The organism is Myxococcus sp. RHSTA-1-4 (assembly GCF_020037125.1).
Taxonomy (GTDB): Bacteria; Myxococcota; Myxococcia; order Myxococcales; family Myxococcaceae; genus Myxococcus.
Genome location: NZ_JAIQDG010000003.1, coordinates 75,040 through 92,392, shown reverse-complemented (window position 1 = coordinate 92,392; position 17,353 = coordinate 75,040). Strand labels below are relative to the sequence as shown.

Genomic DNA, 17,353 nt, shown 5'->3' with positions numbered 1-17,353 from the left:
GGCACGGATTCATGAGATGGACCTGGGTGGCGGTGCTGGCGCTGGCGGCCGGCTGTGACGGCATCGAGCTGGACAAGCTCCTGAAGCAGCACGAGCCGCTCACCCGCATCACCCCGGAGCCCGCGGGCGCCAACTGCGCCCACGGCGGCAGCGCGGTGCTGACGGGCCTGGACCTCGACGACGACGGCGTGCTCGACGACACGGAGGTGCGGAGCACCGCGTACAGCTGCGCCTCGGCCATGCCCGGCGTGCTGGTGCTGACGCGGTATGTGCCTCCCGGGGAGCGGTGCGCCCTCGGTGGCCACGTCTCCCGCGCCGGGCTCGACGTGAACGGCAACGGCGAGCTGGAGGACGGCGAGGTCACCCGCGAGGTGTACAGCTGCACGGAGCCGGAGGCGGTCGTCACGCGCATGAGCGCGCTCCCGTCGCCTCCGGGCCCCTGCCACCTGGAAGGCACCCTGGTGGAGGCGGGCCTCGACCTGGACCGGAACGGCGCGCTGGATGACCCGGAGCGCCGGGCGATGGCCATCGTCTGCGTGGCGCCGGCCCTCGTCCGGGTACGCCAGGTCGCGGAGCCCGCCAGCGTCACCTGCCCGAGCGGCGGCATCCGCGTGGAGGCCGGCGCCGACGACGATGGCGACACGGAGTTCGAGTACGCCGAGGTAGGCGCGACCATGGCGGTGTGCAACGCCCTGCGCACCTATGACGGGCACTATGTCGTGAAGAGCGCGGCGGACCTCGCGGCGCTCGAGGGCATCTCGCGCATCCGCGGCTCGCTCCAGGTCGTCGGCACGCCCTTGAAGGAGCTCGTCCTGCCCGCGCTGATGATGGTGGAAGACCAGCTCCTCATCGACAGCAACATGGACCTGAAGCGCGTGGAACTGCCGTCGCTGCGCTTCGTGGAGCAGGACCTGCGCATTGGCTTCAACGCGGCCCTGGAGACCCTCGCGGTGGGCAGTGCCGGAAACGAAGTGTGGGTGGAGAAGGAACTGGTCATCGAGACCAACCCGAGCCTGGCCACCCTCTCCGGCCTGAGCCCGGTGGTTCCGCGCGGGAGCATCACCCTGCGGGACAATGACGCGCTCCGGTTCCCGGGGACGTTCGACTCCCTCGTCGAGCTCACGGGCTCCATCTTCATCTCGGACAATGACGGCCTGCTGGCGCTGCCATTCGCGAAGCTGGAGCGTCTGGGCGGCAGCCTGGACATCACCCGCAACGCCGCCCTGCCCTCCCTGACAGGCACCGTCCTGACCAGCGTGAGCGGGGACGTCTCCATCTCAGACAACGACACGCTGATGGACCTGTCGGGGATGCCTCAGCTCGAGTCCATTGGCGGCAACCTCATCGTCCAGGACAATGACCGCCTGCTGTCCCTGGCGGGGATGCAGTCGCTCGCGCGGCTGGGCTCTCTGCGTGTCTACCGCAACGCCGAGCTGACGGACGCGGGCCCCTTCCCCGTCCTACGGACCATCACCACGGCCCTCGACATCAACAACAATCCATCGTTGGTGTCCGTGGGGGACTTCCGCTTCCTCCAGCACCTGGAGCTGCTGCACGTGGGCAACAACACGCGGCTGACGAGCCTGACGGGGCTCGACACGCTACAGACCGCGAGGTTCCTGAACGTGGACAGCAACAACTCCCTGACGAGTCTGGGAGCGTTGAGCCGGCTGCGGGCGCTGGAGGGGCTGGAGGTGACATACAATCTGACCTTGAAGCGGCTCGACCTGCCCGCGCTGGAGAGCGTGACCGGCACCTTCACCGTCGTGGACAACCCGGTGCTGCCCACGTGCCAGGCGACCGCGCTCGCGACGAGGACCTTCACCGGCATCGCGGCCCAGATTACCGGCAACGACTCCACGGCCACCTGCGACTGAGCCCCTCCCGGCGGGGACGAGCGTCCCCCTTCAGGAGCGGCAGAAGAGAGGCACGGATGCGCTGGACCTGGATGGCGGTACTCGCGCTGGCGGCGGGCTGCGGTGGAATCGAGCTGGAGCCTCTCGTGAATCAGCATCCGGCGCGCACGCGGGTGACGCCGGAGCCGCCCGGCGCCCACTGCCCGCACGGCGGCAGCGCGCTCCTGTCCGGCCTGGACCTCGATGAAGACGGCGTGCTCGATGACGGCGAAGTGACGGCCACCGAGTACGTCTGCGCCACGGCGCTCGCGCACAGCCAGCCCGAGACGGCGGGAGCCCACTGCGAGCATGGCGGGCAGGCGGTGCGGACCGGCCCGGACCTGGATGGGGACGGCGAGCTCGACGACGCCGAGGTGACGGCCACCGAGTACGTCTGCGCCACCGCCGTCCCGGACGTGCTGGTGCGCACCCGGGAGGTGCCGCCCGGCGCGGAGTGCCCGCTTGGCGGCCAGGTCTCCCGCGCCGGGCAGGACACCAACGGCAACGGCGAGCTGGAGGACGGCGAGGTCACCCGCGAGGTGTATGGCTGCACACAGCCGGAGACGGTGGTCACCCGCCTGAGCGCGATCCCGCAGCCGGCCCAGGAGTGCCCCGGTCTGGCGTCGGTGGCGGTGGAGGCGGGCCCGGACATGGACCAGGACGGCGAACTGGATGACGGCGAGGCCCGGGCGCGGGTGAGCCTCTGCGCGTCGGTGGTGGACCCGGTGCGGGTGGAGCTGCGCCCGGAACCGGCCGGCACGCGGTGCCCGGCGGGTGGCACGCTGGTGGTGGCCGGTCTGGACGTGAACGGCGACGGCAACCTGGGCAACGAGGAGCGCTCCTCGTGGGCGCTCGTATGCCAGCCCCTGCACACGTACGACGGAAGCTACGTGGTGCGGAGCGCGGCGGACCTCGCGGCGCTCCAGGGCATCTCCCACATCCACGGCTCCCTCTTCCTGATGGGCACGGAGCTGACCGAAGTGGTCCTCCCCGGCCTCATGGCGGTGGAGGGGCAGCTCACCATCTACGGCAACGCGGCCCTGACGCGCGTGGAACTGCCCGGCCTGCGCTTCGTGAAGTACGACCTCTCCGTCGAGTCCAACGCCAACCTGGAGACCCTGGTGCTTGGCGGTGCCCAGGGTGAGGAACTGTTGGTGGAGCTGGACCTGTGGCTGATCTCCAACCCCAAGCTGAAGAGCCTGAGCGGGCTGAGCCGCGTGTCCCCCCGGCAGAGCCTCTACCTGCGGGAGAACGGCGCGCTCGAGTATATCCCGGGCCAGACGGGCTTCGACAACGTGAAGGCCCTCACGGGAGTCCTCTACGTCTCGGGCAATGACGCGCTGGGCGCCCTCCCCTTCCCGGTCCTCCGCCATGTGGGCTACAGCGTGTACGTCGACGACAACACCGCGCTGCGGAGCCTGTCGCTGCCGAGCCTGAGGTCCGTGGGCGGGGCCTTCTCCATCTCCAACAACGACGCGCTGCAAGGCCTGTCGGGCATGCCCCTGCTCGAGACCATCAACAGCTGGCTCACCGTCGCCGGCAACGACGCGCTGCGGACCACCGAAGGACTGCCGGAGCTCAGCCACGTGGGCGGCCTCTCCTTCGGCTTCAACGCCGAGCTGGAGTGGGTGGGAGACCTGCCCTCCCTCCAGAGCATCGGCTCCCGGCTCGTGGTCGACTCCCACCCGAAGCTGCTCGGCGTGCGCAACCTGGGCAGCCTCCAGCAGGTCGCCCAGGTGTCCATCGACAACAACCCGCTGCTGGCCAGCCTGCAAGGGCTGACCCGGGTGCGCTGGTTGAGCAGCCTGTCCGTGCGGCGGAGCCCCGCGCTGAGCAGCCTGGCGGAACTGGCGGGACTCCAGGAGGTGGAGATGCTGAGCGTCCTGGACAACGCGAACCTCACCCGGTTCGACCTGACCGCGCTGGAGCGGGTGCCCCATGAGTTCACCGTTACCGGCAACACGAAGCTGCCCACCTGCCTCGCTACCGGGCTCGCCGCCGCCGTCTACACGGGCGCGCCGGCCCAGCTGCGCATCAGCGACAATGACGACACGGCCACCTGTGGCAACTGAAGGACGGGGCCGGCACGACCTGCCCCGGAGGAACTGCACCATGCGCTGGACCTGGATGGCGGTGTTCGCGTTGGCGGCCGGCTGCAACGGCATCGAGCTGGAGAAGCTCGTGAAGCAGCACCCGGCGCTCACGCGCCTGGCCCCGGAGCCCGCCGGCGCCCACTGCCCACATGGCGGGCAGGCGGTGCTGTCCGGCCTGGACCTCGATGAGAACGGCGTGCTCGACGACAGCGAGGTGACGAACACCGAGTACGCCTGCACCACGGCGCTCGCGTACAGCCAGCCCGAGGCGGCGGGGGCCCACTGCGAGCATGGCGGGCAGGCGGTGCGGACCGGCCCGGACCTGGATGGGGACGGCGAGCTCGACGACGCCGAGGTGACGGCCACCGAGTATGTCTGCGCCACCGCCGTCCCGGACGTGCTGGTGCGCACGCGGCAGGTGCCCCCGGGAGAGCACTGCCCGAATGGCGGCGTCGTGTCCCACGCCGGGAAGGACCTGAACGGAGACGGGCTGCTGGGGGACGCGGAAATCACGCGCGAGGTGTATGGCTGCTCGGAGCCGGCGCCGGTGCTGACGCGGGTGCGCCTGCTCACGAGGGCCCCCTTCGTCTGCCAGCAGACCAGCTCCATCGTCGACGCGGCCCTGGACCTGGACCGCGACGGGGTGTTCGACGACGAGGAGGCACGAGCCTCCACCCGCGTCTGCGTGGACCCCGCCCTGGTCCGGGTGCGCCAGCGGCCGGAGCCGGCGGGCACGCGCTGCCCCATGGGCGGCATCGCGGTGGAGGCCGGCAGGGACATGAACGGGGACGGCGTGTTCGACAGCAACGAGGTGCTCGGCACCGCCTACGTGTGCCAGCCCACGTCCACCTATGACGGCTCGTACCTCGTGCAGGATGCGGCGGACTTCGCGGCGCTCGGGGCCATCTCCCACATCCGGGGCGGGCTCACCATCACCAACACGCAGCTCACGGAGGTGGTGCTCCCCGGCCTCGTATCGGTGGAGGGCTCGCTGAGCATCACCAGCAACGCCGCCCTGACGCGCGTGGAGCTGATGGGCCTGCGCTCCGTGGGAGAGGCCCTGTTCGTGGGCTACAACGACAACCTCGAGCTGCTGACCATCGGTCCGGCCGGCCCGGCTCCGGAGCACGCGGTCCATGTGGGCACCAACCTGGGACTGAGCACCAACCCGAAGCTCCAGACGCTGTTCGGGCTGGCCGCCGTGTCCCCGCGCGGCAGCTTCACGGTGACCGAGAACGCGCTCCTGATGGGAGGGGACCGGTTCCCGTACCTCGAGGAGCTCTCGGGCACCCTGAGCATCTGGGGAAATCCCACCCTGCAAACGCTGCCCTTCACCCACCTGCGCACGGTGGGCGGCACGGTACAGCTCTTCAACAACGATGCGCTCACCTCGCTCGAGGGACTGAATGTGCTGACGACCGTCGGCGGAGACTTCCTCATCTCCGACAACGACGCGCTGCCGAGCAGCTCGGGGCTGTGGAGCCTGCATAGCGTTGGCGGCGCCCTCCAGGTGATTGGCAACGACAGCCTCCAGGACTTCGGGACCTCCTTCCTCTCCCGCGCGGGCTCCATCATCATCAACGGCAACGCCTCGCTGGCGACGGTGGGGCCGATGTTGTCCCTCAAGTCCGTGGACAAGGACTTCGGCATCTCCAACAGCCCGAAGCTGACGGCCGTGATGGAGTTCCCCCTCCTGGTGAGCGTGGGGGGCATCCTCGAGCTCAGCGACAACACGCTGCTGACCGACCTGTCGGCCTTCGGCAGGCTGCTGCGCCTGGAAGGACTGCACGTGACGCGCAGCCCCGCGCTGACGAGCCTGTCTCCCTTCAGCGGCCTGCGCGAGCTGGATGGCCTGCTCGTGAAGGAGAACCCCGAGCTGACGCAGCTGGGCCTGAGCGGACTCGTCCGGGTGGGCACCTACTTCATCGCCACGGACAATCCGAAGCTCCCCGGGTGCCTGGCCACGACACTCGCGAGCAGCGTGTACACCGGGCGCGCCGAGGACCTCGACATCGCGCGCAACGCGGAGACGGCCTGCGGACCGTAGCGCCCTCGACTGACCGGGCGGCGGGCACATGAGCCCGGCGGATACGTGGAGGCCCGGCCTCCACGCTTGCCCGTGCCGGAAGCGCGGCCCTACAGTGCCGGCCGTGCCAAGGCCGTCATGTCGAACCTGAGTCCGCCGGCGCTGATGGAGCCCGCCCCCACCACCGCCTCGACGCCCTCTCGCGCGAGCCGGCTTGCGCCCTGGGTGGCCGCGCTCGGTGGGCTGGGCTGGTTCCTGTGGCTGGGCGGCGGGAAGGTGCTGCCGCCCACGCGCATCGACTGGATGATGCGCGAGGACTGGGCGGGCCACATCTTCGGCTGGCTCTTCTACCGCAATGCCCCGTGGGGCCTGCCGCTGTCGGCCTCGCCCAACCAGCTCCACCCCTACGGCACGTCCGTGGCGCTCACGGACGGCAACCCGCTGGTGGCGGTGCTGCTCAAGCCCTTCGAGGCGCTGCTGCCGGCGGACTTCCAATACACGGGACTGTGGCTCGGGCTGTGCTTCGCGCTGATGGGGTACTTCGGCGCGCGGCTGGTGCGCGAGGTGTCATCGCGCCCGGAGCACCAGGTGCTGGGAGGCCTGCTCTTCGCGCTGGCCCCGCCCATGGCGGCGCGCTTCGGCCACCCGACGCTGTGCGCGCACTGGCTGCTGGTGGCCATGCTGTGGCTCCACCTGCGTGACGCACCGGAGGCCGGCGCCGCGAGGCGGACGCTCGCCCTGGCCGCCCTCTTCAACGCCGTGGGCGCGGGCACGCACCCGTACCTCGTGGCCATGCTGGCGCCGCTCGCCGTGGCACTGGCCGTGCGGTTGGCACTCGGCCGGGTGCTCGGGTGGGGCGCGGCCATGGTGGCGGCAGTGGGCGTGGTGCTGCTGGACGTGCTCGTCTTCGCCCTCTTCGGCTACTTCGGCGGCAGCGGGCTGGGCGCGGAGGGCTTCGGCGACTTCTCCGCGGACCTGGCCACGCTGTTCAACCCCATGGGCTGGTCCCGGCTCCTGCCCGACCTGAGGGCCGCGCCGAGACAGGGCGAGGGCTTCGGCTACCTGGGCGCCGGCGCGCTGCTGCTGCTGGCGCTCGCGCTGGCGTCCTCGGCGGTGCGCTTCCGCGCGCTGCGCGCCGTGCCCTGGCGCCGCGGGGTGCCGCTGGCGGTGGTGGTGCTGCTGATGGCCATCTACGCGCTGTCCTGGCGCGTGACGTGGATGGGCCGGCAGGTGGCGGACCTGGGCGCGCTGTACGAGCCCTTCTCCCGGCTGACGGCGGCGTTCCGCTCGTCCGGGCGCTTCGTGTGGCCGCTGTGCTACCTGCTGGTGGCCGGGGCCGTGCTGCTGTGGCTGCGGCTGTGGCGCGAGCGGGCGTGGGCCGGCACGGCGGCGCTGGTGGTGGCGGTGGCGGTGCAGGCGTACGACTGGCGCGCGCAGCGCAGCCCGCTGCACCGGCCCACCCCGTTCCGCCGGCTCCAGGCCCCCGAGTGGGCGGAGCTGAAGGGCCCCTACCAGCACCTCGCCCTCTTCCCGCCGCACGTCCAGTGGGTGTGCCGCTACGACGAGCCGGTGGTGAACGCGCTGGGCTACCTCGCCTACCGGCTGGAGCTCACCTTCAACAGCGGCTATGCGTCGCGCACGCCGCCGGAGCTGGCGAGGGAGTGCAATGCCCCGCTGCGGCCCGGTGGGGTGGACGCGGACACGGCCTACGTGGTGGCGCCGGAGCACCTCGCGTCCTTCCTCCGGGAGGGCGCGCGCTGCGGCATGCTGGAGGGGCTGCCGGTGTGCGTGGCCGGGCACCGGACGGATGCCTTCGCCCGGGCGCTGGAGCGGCAGCCGTTGCGGTAGAAGGTGGGTGGCCGGGCGGCCCTCCTCCCGGGCGGGCACGAGTGACTGGGAGATGGACACCCTCCCGGGGAAAGGCGGCAGCGGGAGCGTATGGAGAGCGAGGACATCGTCACAGCGCTGCGCCGGGTGCCGCTGTTCGCCCGGCTCACCGGCGAGCAACTTCAGTGGATGGCCCGGCATGGCCGGCAGCTCCACTTCGCGGCGGGCACGCGCATCGCCGCGCAGGGAGACCCGGCGGACGGGCTGTCCGTCATCCTGGAGGGGCGCACGGAGTGGACGCGCCGCGTGGGCACGCAGGAGGTGCACGCCGACACGCTGGAGGCGGGCGACCTCTTCGGCGAGCTCATCCTCTTCCTCAACTCGCCCCACCCCTCCACGGGCCACGCGGTGACGGACGTGCGGCTGTTCCGGCTGGAGCCGGCCACCTTCTGGGAGCTGCTGCGCGTGGCGCCGGTGCTGAGCCGGGGGCTGATGGAGGTGGCCTCGCAGCGCTCCGCGCCGAACGAGGTGGACTCCCGGCAGCAGGCGGCGCTGCTGCCCGTGGGCCAGCTCGTGGCGGGACTGGGCGGTGAGCTGGACAATCCCGCCTCGGCGGCGCGCCGGAGCGCGGCGCGGCTGCGCGAGACGTTGCGGACGGTGTCGGCGCGGGCCATGGCGCTCGGCGAGCACGGGCTGAGCTCGGCACAGCGCGGGGCCCTGCTCGCCCTGCCCCGGGAGGCCGCCGAGCGTGGAAGGACCTCCCCTCCGCTGGAGCCCATGGCACGGGCCGAGCGCGAGGAGGCGATGGGCTCCTGGCTGGAGTCGCGCGGGGTGGCGGACGCGTGGGAGGCGGCGCCCGTGCTCGTGGCCTCGGGGCTGGACGTGCCCTGGCTGGAGTCGGTGTCGACGCGGGTGGGCACGGCGCTGCTGGGCGACGTGCTCGCGTGGCTGGTGGCAGCGGTGACGGGCGACGTGCTGCTGGCCGAGGTGGAGCGAGGCACGGCGCGCGTCTCCGCGCTGGTGGACGCGCTGAAGACGTACAGCTTCCTGGACCCGGCCCCCGCGGAGGACGTGGACGTGCACGACGGCCTGGAGGCCACGCTGGCCGTGCTGGGCCACCGGCTGACCGGCGGCCGCCTCACCGTGGAGCGCGAGTACGAGCGGAGCCTGCCGCGGCTGAAGGCGGAGGGCGGCGCGCTGGAAGAGGTGTGGACGCAGCTGGTGCTCAACGCGCTCCAGGCCATGGGCGAGGGCGGCGGGCGCCTGCGGCTGCGCACCTGGGCCGAGCCCTCGCGGGTGGTGGTGGAGGTGGCGGACAACGGGCCGGGGATTCCGAAGGACCTGATGCCGCGCCTCTTCGAGCCCTTCTTCAGCACGAAACCCCACGCGGCGGGCCTGGGCCTGGACATCAGCCGCCGCATCATCGAGCGGCACGGCGGCGACCTCCGCGTGCTGTCCGAGCCGGGCGGCACGCGTGTGCAGGTACGCCTTCCCGTGTAGCCTGGAAGTCGTGACAGGCGCTCCGATGTCCGGCTCCCCACGGCTGCACCATCCACCTGGCGACGGAAGTCCCGCGCGGGAGCGGCCGGAGCGTCTGCCCCTTCACGCGCGGCCGCCGGGCCGATGGCCGGCGAAGGCCCCAGGGCGTGGAGTGTCGGGAGCCTCCAGCGTCCCGGCCCGCGAGGACCCGCCGGGGGCCGCCGTCCGCGTCACCGAGGGAGGAGCCTCGTATGTCCGGTGAGATTCAGGGCGCCTGGTTCAAGGCCATCCTCGGCTCGATGACCGCGGCCTCGTCCCGCTTCCCCCAGCACCAGCAGCGCATCAACAGCATGCGCGACGACACCTGGTACGCGTGGGAGGACTATGTCCGCATGACGGGCGAGCTGCAGGTGGCGCTGGGGGACAGGGCGGTGGAGGCCATCGCCCAGCGCTCGGCGATGCGCACGCTCCCGCTGGCGCGCTCGCTGGGCTTCGACTCGGTGGAGAAGGTGTTCGGCGACTTCGACGCGCTGCTGCGCGCCATGGTGCGGGAGCTGCCGCCGTCCGACTCCACGCGCACCGTGTCCTTCACGCCGCTGGCGGCGGAGCTGGAGAGCCACTCACGCCTGCCCAGCGCGCTGCTGCTGGGCACCTTCCGGGGCTTCCTCATGGGCTTCGGGAAGATTGTCACCGAGGCGAAGGTGACGCACCGGGGCGGCACGCGGCGCTTCTCGCTCAAGTGGATGTGACGCGGGCGCCCCGCGCGCCGGGCCTGCCTGCCTGTCCGGGCCCCTTCCGCTTTCGCCCCGGCCGCCACGCGCTTATGAGCAGGGCGCCACCTGGGAGATGATGCTCGATATGTCGTCCTCCCCCTCCGTCCCCGCCTCCCGTCCCACCGAGCCGTGGCTCGAGGAGCTCGACGTCCTCATCCGGGCCCGCTACCCGCTCCTCTACCTCGTCTCCTGGGAGGAGCACCGGGTGGACGCCATCCTCACCGAGCTGGCCCGCGCGCACGGCAAGGCCGTCTTCCACTGGTCCGTCACCCGGGGCCTGCGCAACGTGGGCAACTCGCGCGCCGCGGCCCTGCCCGAGGACACGCGCTCGCCCCTGGAGGCGCTGGCCGCCATTGAAAAGCTGGGCGAGCCCGCGCTGGTGGTGCTCAAGGACTTCCACCCCTACCTGGAAGAGAAGCAGGTGGTGCGGGCCCTGCGGGAGCTGGCGCACTTCCTCAAGAGCACCTTCACCACCGTCATCCTCCTGTCCCCCGCGCTCAGCATCCCCATCGAGCTGGAGAAGGAAATCTCCGTCGTCGACGTGCCCCTGCCCGGGTACAACGACCTGCTGAAGCTGCTGAAGGAAATCGTCGCGCTGGTGCGCAGGAACAACAAGGCCACCGTCGAGCTGTCCCGGGAGCACGCGGACCAGCTCATCAAGGCCGCGCTCGGGCTGACGATGTCGGAGGCGGAGAACGCCTTCGCCAAGGCCATCGCCACCGACGGGAAGCTGAGCTCGGATGACATCAAGCGCATCCAGGACGAGAAGCGGCAGGTCATCCGCAAGAGCGGGCTGCTGGAGTACTACCCGCCCGACGAGAGCCTGGCGAACGTGGGCGGGCTCTCCAACCTGAAGGCGTGGCTGAGCCAGCGCACCGCCGCCTTCGGGGAGCGGGCCCGCCAGTTCGGCCTGCCCGAGCCCCGGGGCCTGCTGCTGCTGGGCGTGCAGGGCTGCGGCAAGAGCCTCACCGCCAAGGCCGTCTCCGCGCACTGGAACCTGCCGCTGTTGCGGCTGGACATGGGGCGCATCTTCAGCGGGCTGATTGGCTCCTCGGAGGAGAACCTGCGCAAGGCCATCCGCGTGGCGGAGAGCGTGGCGCCGGTGGTGCTGTGGGTGGACGAAATCGAGAAGGGCCTGTCGGGCGTGGCCTCCTCCAGCACGGGAGACAGCGGCGTCTCGGCGCGCGTGTTCGGCACGCTGCTCACCTGGCTCCAGGAGAAGACGGCGCCGGTGTTCGTGGTGGCCACCGCCAACCGCATCGACGGCCTGCCGCCGGAGGTGCTGCGCAAGGGGCGCTTCGACGAAATCTTCTTCATCGACCTGCCCGGGCACGCCGAGCGGCAGGACATCTTCCGCATCCACCTCAAGCGCCGGAAGCGCGAGCCCTCGGGCTTCGGCCTGGAGGAGCTGGCCACGCTCACCGAGGGCTTCAGCGGCGCGGAAATCGAGCAGGGCATCATCGCCGCGCTGTACGAGGCCTTCGCCGAGGGGAAGGAGCTGGAGCAGCGACACCTGGTGCGCGCCATCCAGGACACCTTCCCCCTGTCGGTGACGATGGCGGCCGACATCGACCGGCTGCGGGAGTGGGCCCGGGGCCGCACCCGTCCCGCCTCGGCTCCCGCCCCCCCCGGGAGCCCCCGATGACACCCAAGCTCTCCCGCTTCCTGCACCTGGAGCGCGCGCGGGGTGGGCGCTCCGATGAAACGGCCGCCCCGCTGCGGGACGGTGGCCGCTTCGAGTCCCTGGAGGAGCGGAAGGAGGCGCACGCGGAGGCCGCCGTCCCCGAGGCCCACCTGGAGCGCTTCAAGGGCGATGCCCCCCTGGCCCTCGCGGACAACCCGGAGGAGACGCGGCGCTTCCCCCGCTGCAGGGTGTGCGAGTCCGAGAATGGCCGCTTCGCGAAGGCATGCGGCGTGTGCGGCGCCGACCTGGAGACACCCGAGCAGCGCGAATACAACGAGCGGCTCTGGCAGCAGCGGCGGCAGGGGCTGAGCCGGACGCACGCGGACGAGGTGGAAGCGCTGCGCCAGCTCGAGGCACGGCGGCGGGAAGAGGACGAGCGCTTCAAGCAGCAGCTCGAGCAGCTCCGCCGGGAGGAAGGCGGAGGCCGTTGGGCGCGCATCTACTCCCAGCACTCGACGATAGGCACGGGGCTGCTGGCGCTCATCCCCCACCCGCTCGTGCGGTGGCTGACGCTGGCGGCGGTCCTCTGCCTCGCCGTGGGGCTCTGGCGTTACGGGGCGGGACGGACGCGGACGGCGGGAGGAGCCATGTGCCTCCTCCTCCTCGTGCTGTTCCTGCCCGGCAGGTCCGCCCGCTACCGCTGAGCCTCAGCCCTTCTGGCCGAGCGCCGCCACCGCCGCGGCCATCACCTGCTTCACGGGCACGCCCGCGGCCTCGGCCACCTTGCGGCAGTCCTCGAACTCCGGGTGCGCGTTGAGCACGGCGCCCCCGCGCAGGCCGCGCTTCACGCGGACCTTCCCCCACGGTGTCTCCACCTCCACCCAGTCGCGCTCCAGCGCCTGCCGCTCCACGCGGTGGTAGCGCACCCCCAGCGTGGTGGACTCGCGCAGCACCGCGTCCACCACCACCTCGCGCTTGCCCCCCTCCACCAGCGCGCCCAGCAGGTGCCCGGGCCGGCTCTTCTTCATCACCACCGGCGCCACCCACGTGTCGAGCGCGCCCGCGGCGAGCAGCTGGTCCACCAGGTGTCCCAGGAGCTGCGGCGTGGCGTCGTCCAGGTTGGCCTCCACCACCCAGAGGCCCTCGGCGCGGGCCTCTTCCATCCGCCCCAGCGACGCGCGCAGCACGTTGGGCCGGTCGCGGAAGTCCTTCGTCCCCACGCCGTAGCCCACCTTCTCCACGATGAAGTCCGGCGGGTGGCCGATGTGCGCCAGCACCTTCAGCAGCGCCGCGCCGGTGGGTGTCGTCAGCTCGCCCACGCCCTCGAAGCGCACGGGCACGTCGCGCAGCAACTCCAGCGTGGCGGGCACCGGAATGGGCATGTTGCCGTGGGCCACGCGGATGGTGCCGCTGCCCAGCGGGGGCGGGGCCGCGTACACCTCCGGGTTGCCCAGCAGCTCCAGCACCACCGCCGCGCCGCAGATGTCCACGATGGAGTCCACCGCGCCCACCTCATGGAAGTGGATGTCGTCGATGGAGACGCCGTGCACCTTCGCCTCGGCCTCGCCGATGGCGCGGAACACCGCCAGGGCCCGCTCCTTCGCGCGGGGCGGCAGCGTGGGGGCCGCCTCGATGAGCCGGCGGATGTCCGCGTAGGCCCGGTGAGGGTGCGCCTCGCGCGCGTCCAGCACCACGTCCAGGTGCGTGCCGCTGATGGCGTGGCGCACCGCGCGCTGCACCGCCAGCTTCCACCCGGGCACGCTCAGCCCGCGCAGCGCCTGCTCGAGGTCGGCCGGGGCCAGCCCCAGGTCGATGCCCGCCGCAAGGAACATGTCGCCGGCGATGCCGCCCACCGGCTCCAGGTAGAGGATGCGCCGCATCACCGCCGTCCCTTCGTCCGGGAAATCAGCGCCGCGTAGAAGCCACCGCCGAACCCGTTGTCGATGTTCACCGTGGCCACGTTGGAGGCGCACGAGTTCACCATGGCCAGCAGCGCGGACACGCCCTTGAAGTTGGCGCCGTAGCCCACGGACGTGGGCACCGCCACCACGGGGATGCCCACCAGTCCGCCCAGCGCGCTCGCCAGCGCGCCCTCCATGCCCGCCACCACCACCGCGGCGTGGCACTCCTGGATTTCCTCGCGCCGCCGCAGCAGCCGGTGGATGCCGGCCACGCCCACGTCGTAGACGCGCCGCACCTCCGCGCCCATGGCCTCGGCGGTGAGCGCCGCCTCCTCCGCCACGGGGATGTCGCTGGTGCCGGCCGTCACCACCGCCACGCGGCCCGCGCGCACCTTGCCCTGCTTCAGGTGGAAGATGCGCGCCACGGAGTGGTACTCGCCCTTGGGGAAGCGCGCCACCAGGGCCTCCGCCTTGTCCGGCTGCAGCCGCGTCACCAGCACCGTCTGCTTGCGCTCCACCAGCGCGCCGACGATGCCCAGCAGCTGGTCCACCGTCTTCGGCTCGCCCAGCACCACCTCCGGGAAGCCGAAACGCAGGTTGCGGTGCGTGTCGAGCGTCGCATAGCCCAGCTCGGCGAAGGGCAGGTCCTTCAACCGGCCCACCGCGTCGTCCACCGACACGCGGCCCGACTTCACGCTCCCGAGGAGCTGCTTCAGCGCCTTCTCGTCCATGCGCGCCCGTCTACCGCGAAACGGGCTATACGCCCAGCCGCGCCAGCAGCGCCCGGGAGCTCTCCTGCTCCAGCACCAGCAGGAGCTGCCCGCCCACCGGGGGCACCGAGGCCGCCTGGATGCGCGCCTCCAGCACCACCAGCCGGCCCGCGTCGCCAGACACTCCGGCCACCGCCTCGGTCACCGCGTCTCGCGCGCCCCCGCGGCGCACCGTGGGCACGGTGGGCATCAGCTTCCAACCCGTCAGCCCGCCCAGGGCGGACAGGCACGCGCTGGCGGCGATGTTGGCCACCTCCGCCATGACGCTGTCGCGCTCGCCCTGCTCCGCGGGCTGTCCGCCCAGCAGCAGCGACTCCAGCGCGCCGCCGTCTTCCCGGGGCAGCACCAGCAGCATGGCGCCCCGCAGCCCACCGCGGATGCCCAGCCATGCCGCCACCACCCGCGAGTCCCCGCCCACCAGCGCGACGGTGTCGGCCGGGCCGCCCTCGAGCACGCGGGGAATGGACAGGTCCACCTTCCGCCCGCCCAACAGCCGGGAGAGCGCATTGGCCGCGTGGCCGCAGCCGATGTTCGCCACCTCGCGCAGGGCATCGAGCTGCGCGTCGCTGGGAAGGGGCAGGCTCACGCGGACAGTAACCTCGGCACGTCCAGGATGAAGACCGGACGGCCACTTCCCAGGATGGTCACTCCCGACAGCCCGGGCAGCAGGTCGAGCGGACGGGACAGCGGCTTGAGCACCACCTCTTCCTGGCCCAGCAACCGGTCCACCGCCAGCGCCACCCGCCCCGAGTCCGCGTCCATCACCACGAAGGGCCGTGCGCCCTGTCGCGGCGGCGCGGGCACGCCCACCAGCGTGTCCAGCGAATGGACCGGCAGCAGCGAGTTGCCATGGGGCAGGAGTGCCGTCTCGCGGCTGCGGCTGAGCGCCTCGCCATCCGCCTCCGTGGCGCCCACCACCTTGGCGATGGGCAGGCCGAAGACCTCCTCGCCCACCTCCACCAGCAGCAGATGCACCACCGCCACCGTCAGCGGCAGCCGCAGCGTGAAGCGCGTGCCCCGGCCCTTCTCGCTGTCGATTTCGAGCGTGCCGCCGACGTTCTCCACCACGCGCTTCACCGCGTCCATGCCCACGCCGCGGCCGGAGATGTCGGTGATGTCCTTGGCGGTGGAGACGCCCGGCAGACATGACAGCAGGAAGGCCTCGCGGTCCGTCATGCGCGCCGCGGTCTCCACGGAGAGCAGCCCGCGAGCCACCGCGGCGCTCTTCAGCTTCCCCGGGTCCATGCCGCGGCCGTCGTCCTCGATTTCGATGATGACGCGGTCCCTGGCGCGCTTCACCGCCACCAGCACCCGGCCGCGCGGGCCCTTCTTCGCGGCGATGCGCTCCTCGGGCGACTCCAGCCCGTGGTCGATGCAGTTGCGCAGCAGGTGCATCAACGGGTCGGCCAGCTCGTCGAGGATGGCCCGGTCCAGCTCGATTTCCGCGCCGGTGATGACCAGGTCGACCTCGCGCTCCTTGCGCCGGGCGATGTCACGCGCGGCGCGGGGCAGCCTGTCGGTGATGAGCGACAGCGGCGTCATGCGCGCCGTCATCACCTTGTCGTGCAGGTCCTTCACCAGCGTGTGCAGCCGGTAGACGCCCTCCTCCAGCGCGGGGCGGGCATTCTCCGGCAGCACCTTGCCCACCTCGCGCAGGCGGGCCGTGGCGAGCATCAGCTCGCCCACCGTGTCCAGGAAGTAGTCGAGCAGCTCCGTGCGCACGCGCACCGTGCGCGCCGTGGCGTCGGGGCTGGCGCGAGCGGCCTCGGAGGCGGCGGGCGCGGCCACCGCCGGGGCGGGCGCGGCCACCGCCGGCTTCACGGAGACGACCTCCACCTCCGCCACGTTCCGCAGCGACGCGTGGATGCCCGTGTCGCCCGCCGTCGTCTCCAGCTCGAGCTGGATGTAGCCGTCGGGAATCCGGCCGGCCTTCAGCTCCTCCAGCGCGGGCCGCAGGTCCACCAGCGTGCCCAGGTTGGTGAGGCGCTTGTGCACCAGGAACGCGCGCACGCCGGGCACCTGGCATGTGGGGGCGATTCGCAGCCGCACCGCCCAGCGCTGCATCGCGCCGCGCACCTCGGGCTCGGCGCGTGGCGGGGAGGCCCCCCGGACCGGGCCGGCCTCCGGCACCGGAGCGCTCGCGGCCGCCTTCAGCCCGTCTCCCAGGTCCGTCGAGGCCGGGGCCACGAGCCCCATCGCCGCCGCCACGGCGGCCGCCGCGCCCGAGGGCGCACCGGACGTCGAGGCCGTGTCGGAAGACGTGCCCGGAGGCGCGAGCAGGTCCGGCGGCAGCGGCAGGCCCTGGGCCCCCATATCCACCGTGGCCCCCGCCAGCCCCACCACGCCCGGCGAGCGGGCGGAACCCGGGGAGGCTCCCGCGTCAGCGGACTTCACCCCCTCCGCCGCGGAGCCCGTGGTGGAAGCCGTCGAAGCCGGAGCACCCGCCACCTGCGAGGAGGAAGCCGCGCCGCCCCCCGCCTGCGCCGTACCCGCCGCGCCCGCCTCCGTCCCGGCGGGCTTGAGCGCGGTCACCTTCGCGACGCGGGTGGTGGCCAGGCCCTTCCCCGTCATCGCGGTGACACGATTGCCGAGCTGCGTCAGGAGCGCGGAGGCCTCATCCGGCTGCTGGTTCTCCGCCACGGCCCGCACCTGCGCGAGCATGGTGTCCGCGGCGGTGAGGAGCAGGTCCACCACGTCGCGGTCCAGCCGGGCGCGGTCCTGCCGGACGGCGTCCACCAGGTCTTCCACGCGGTGGGCGAGGATGGCGATGGACTCGAAGCCCATCGACGACGCCATGCCCTTCACGGAGTGGGCATGGCGGAACATGGAGTCCACCACCGTGGCGGTGCCCTCGCGCTCCAACTGCACGAGGTCCCTCCCGAGCGACTCCAGGTGCTCGGTGGCCTCGGAGATGAAGAGCCCGAGGTAACGGGACATGTCCATGGTCATGGCCCGGCCTCGTCAA

12 protein-coding genes are annotated in these 17,353 nt (G+C 72.2%); 8 read left to right on the top strand and 4 right to left on the bottom strand.

Annotated elements, in window-relative coordinates; genetic code table 11:
• The first annotated feature begins 11 nt into the window (after nt 1–11).
• The 8 genes from K8638_RS06190 (at nt 12) to K8638_RS06155 (ending at nt 12,421) form a co-directional block, all read left to right on the top strand.
• Entirely contained in the window at nt 12–1,877 is a 1,866-nt protein-coding gene (locus tag K8638_RS06190) for a hypothetical protein (protein ID WP_223753484.1), read from the top strand.
• 56 nt (nt 1,878–1,933) lie between these two features.
• A complete protein-coding gene (locus K8638_RS06185) occupies nt 1,934–3,967 on the top strand; it encodes a hypothetical protein (protein ID WP_223753483.1) in 2,034 nt (677 codons plus the stop codon).
• Nucleotides 3,968–4,007: 40 nt separating this feature from the next.
• On the top strand, nt 4,008–6,035 hold the full coding sequence (locus K8638_RS06180; RefSeq protein WP_223753482.1) for a hypothetical protein: 2,028 nt from the start codon (nt 4,008–4,010) through the stop codon (nt 6,033–6,035).
• A gap of 117 nt (nt 6,036–6,152) precedes the next feature.
• Nucleotides 6,153–7,862, top strand: a complete 1,710-nt coding sequence (locus K8638_RS06175; protein ID WP_223753481.1) for a DUF6311 domain-containing protein — start codon at nt 6,153–6,155, stop codon at nt 7,860–7,862.
• 90 nt (nt 7,863–7,952) lie between these two features.
• Nucleotides 7,953–9,341, top strand: coding sequence for an ATP-binding protein (locus K8638_RS06170; protein WP_223753480.1), 1,389 nt, complete (start codon nt 7,953–7,955; stop codon nt 9,339–9,341).
• A gap of 230 nt (nt 9,342–9,571) precedes the next feature.
• Complete coding sequence (locus K8638_RS06165; RefSeq protein WP_223753479.1) at nt 9,572–10,069, top strand: hypothetical protein; 498 nt, start codon at nt 9,572–9,574, stop codon at nt 10,067–10,069.
• Nucleotides 10,070–10,178: 109 nt separating this feature from the next.
• Entirely contained in the window at nt 10,179–11,738 is a 1,560-nt protein-coding gene (locus K8638_RS06160; RefSeq protein ID WP_223753478.1) for an AAA family ATPase, read from the top strand.
• Nucleotides 11,735–12,421 (top strand): hypothetical protein, encoded by a 687-nt coding sequence (locus K8638_RS06155; protein WP_223753477.1) that lies wholly within the window; start codon nt 11,735–11,737, stop codon nt 12,419–12,421. Before K8638_RS06160 ends, K8638_RS06155 begins: the two co-directional genes overlap by 4 nt.
• A gap of 3 nt (nt 12,422–12,424) precedes the next feature.
• Here K8638_RS06155 and larC read toward each other — a convergent pair whose 3' ends face one another.
• The 4 genes from larC to K8638_RS06135 are packed head-to-tail and all read right to left on the bottom strand — an operon-like array spanning nt 12,425 to nt 17,337.
• On the bottom strand, nt 12,425–13,597 hold the full coding sequence (gene larC, locus K8638_RS06150) for a nickel pincer cofactor biosynthesis protein LarC (RefSeq protein WP_223753476.1): 1,173 nt from the start codon (nt 13,595–13,597) through the stop codon (nt 12,425–12,427).
• A complete protein-coding gene (larB, locus tag K8638_RS06145) occupies nt 13,597–14,349 on the bottom strand; it encodes a nickel pincer cofactor biosynthesis protein LarB (protein ID WP_223753475.1) in 753 nt (250 codons plus the stop codon). The genes larC and larB overlap by 1 nt, the downstream gene beginning before the upstream one ends.
• Nucleotides 14,350–14,374: 25 nt before the next feature.
• Nucleotides 14,375–14,974, bottom strand: a complete 600-nt coding sequence (locus tag K8638_RS06140; protein WP_223753474.1) for a chemotaxis protein CheC — start codon at nt 14,972–14,974, stop codon at nt 14,375–14,377.
• Nucleotides 14,971–17,337: a chemotaxis protein CheA gene (locus tag K8638_RS06135; protein ID WP_223753473.1), complete on the bottom strand. Its 2,367-nt coding sequence runs from the start codon at nt 17,335–17,337 to the stop codon at nt 14,971–14,973. The genes K8638_RS06140 and K8638_RS06135 overlap by 4 nt, the downstream gene beginning before the upstream one ends.
• Between the last annotated feature and the right edge of the window lie 16 nt (nt 17,338–17,353).

Coding starts and splice junctions, on each gene's coding strand:
- K8638_RS06190 (WP_223753484.1), top strand. CDS start 12: ATGAGATGGACCTGGGTGGCGGTGCTGGCGCTGGCGGCCGGCTGTGAC.
- K8638_RS06185 (WP_223753483.1), top strand. CDS start 1,934: ATGCGCTGGACCTGGATGGCGGTACTCGCGCTGGCGGCGGGCTGCGGT.
- K8638_RS06180 (WP_223753482.1), top strand. CDS start 4,008: ATGCGCTGGACCTGGATGGCGGTGTTCGCGTTGGCGGCCGGCTGCAAC.
- K8638_RS06175 (WP_223753481.1), top strand. CDS start 6,153: ATGTCGAACCTGAGTCCGCCGGCGCTGATGGAGCCCGCCCCCACCACC.
- K8638_RS06170 (WP_223753480.1), top strand. CDS start 7,953: ATGGAGAGCGAGGACATCGTCACAGCGCTGCGCCGGGTGCCGCTGTTC.
- K8638_RS06165 (WP_223753479.1), top strand. CDS start 9,572: ATGTCCGGTGAGATTCAGGGCGCCTGGTTCAAGGCCATCCTCGGCTCG.
- K8638_RS06160 (WP_223753478.1), top strand. CDS start 10,179: ATGTCGTCCTCCCCCTCCGTCCCCGCCTCCCGTCCCACCGAGCCGTGG.
- K8638_RS06155 (WP_223753477.1), top strand. CDS start 11,735: ATGACACCCAAGCTCTCCCGCTTCCTGCACCTGGAGCGCGCGCGGGGT.
- larC (WP_223753476.1), bottom strand. CDS start 13,597: ATGCGGCGCATCCTCTACCTGGAGCCGGTGGGCGGCATCGCCGGCGAC.
- larB (WP_223753475.1), bottom strand. CDS start 14,349: ATGGACGAGAAGGCGCTGAAGCAGCTCCTCGGGAGCGTGAAGTCGGGC.
- K8638_RS06135 (WP_223753473.1), bottom strand. CDS start 17,337: ATGACCATGGACATGTCCCGTTACCTCGGGCTCTTCATCTCCGAGGCC.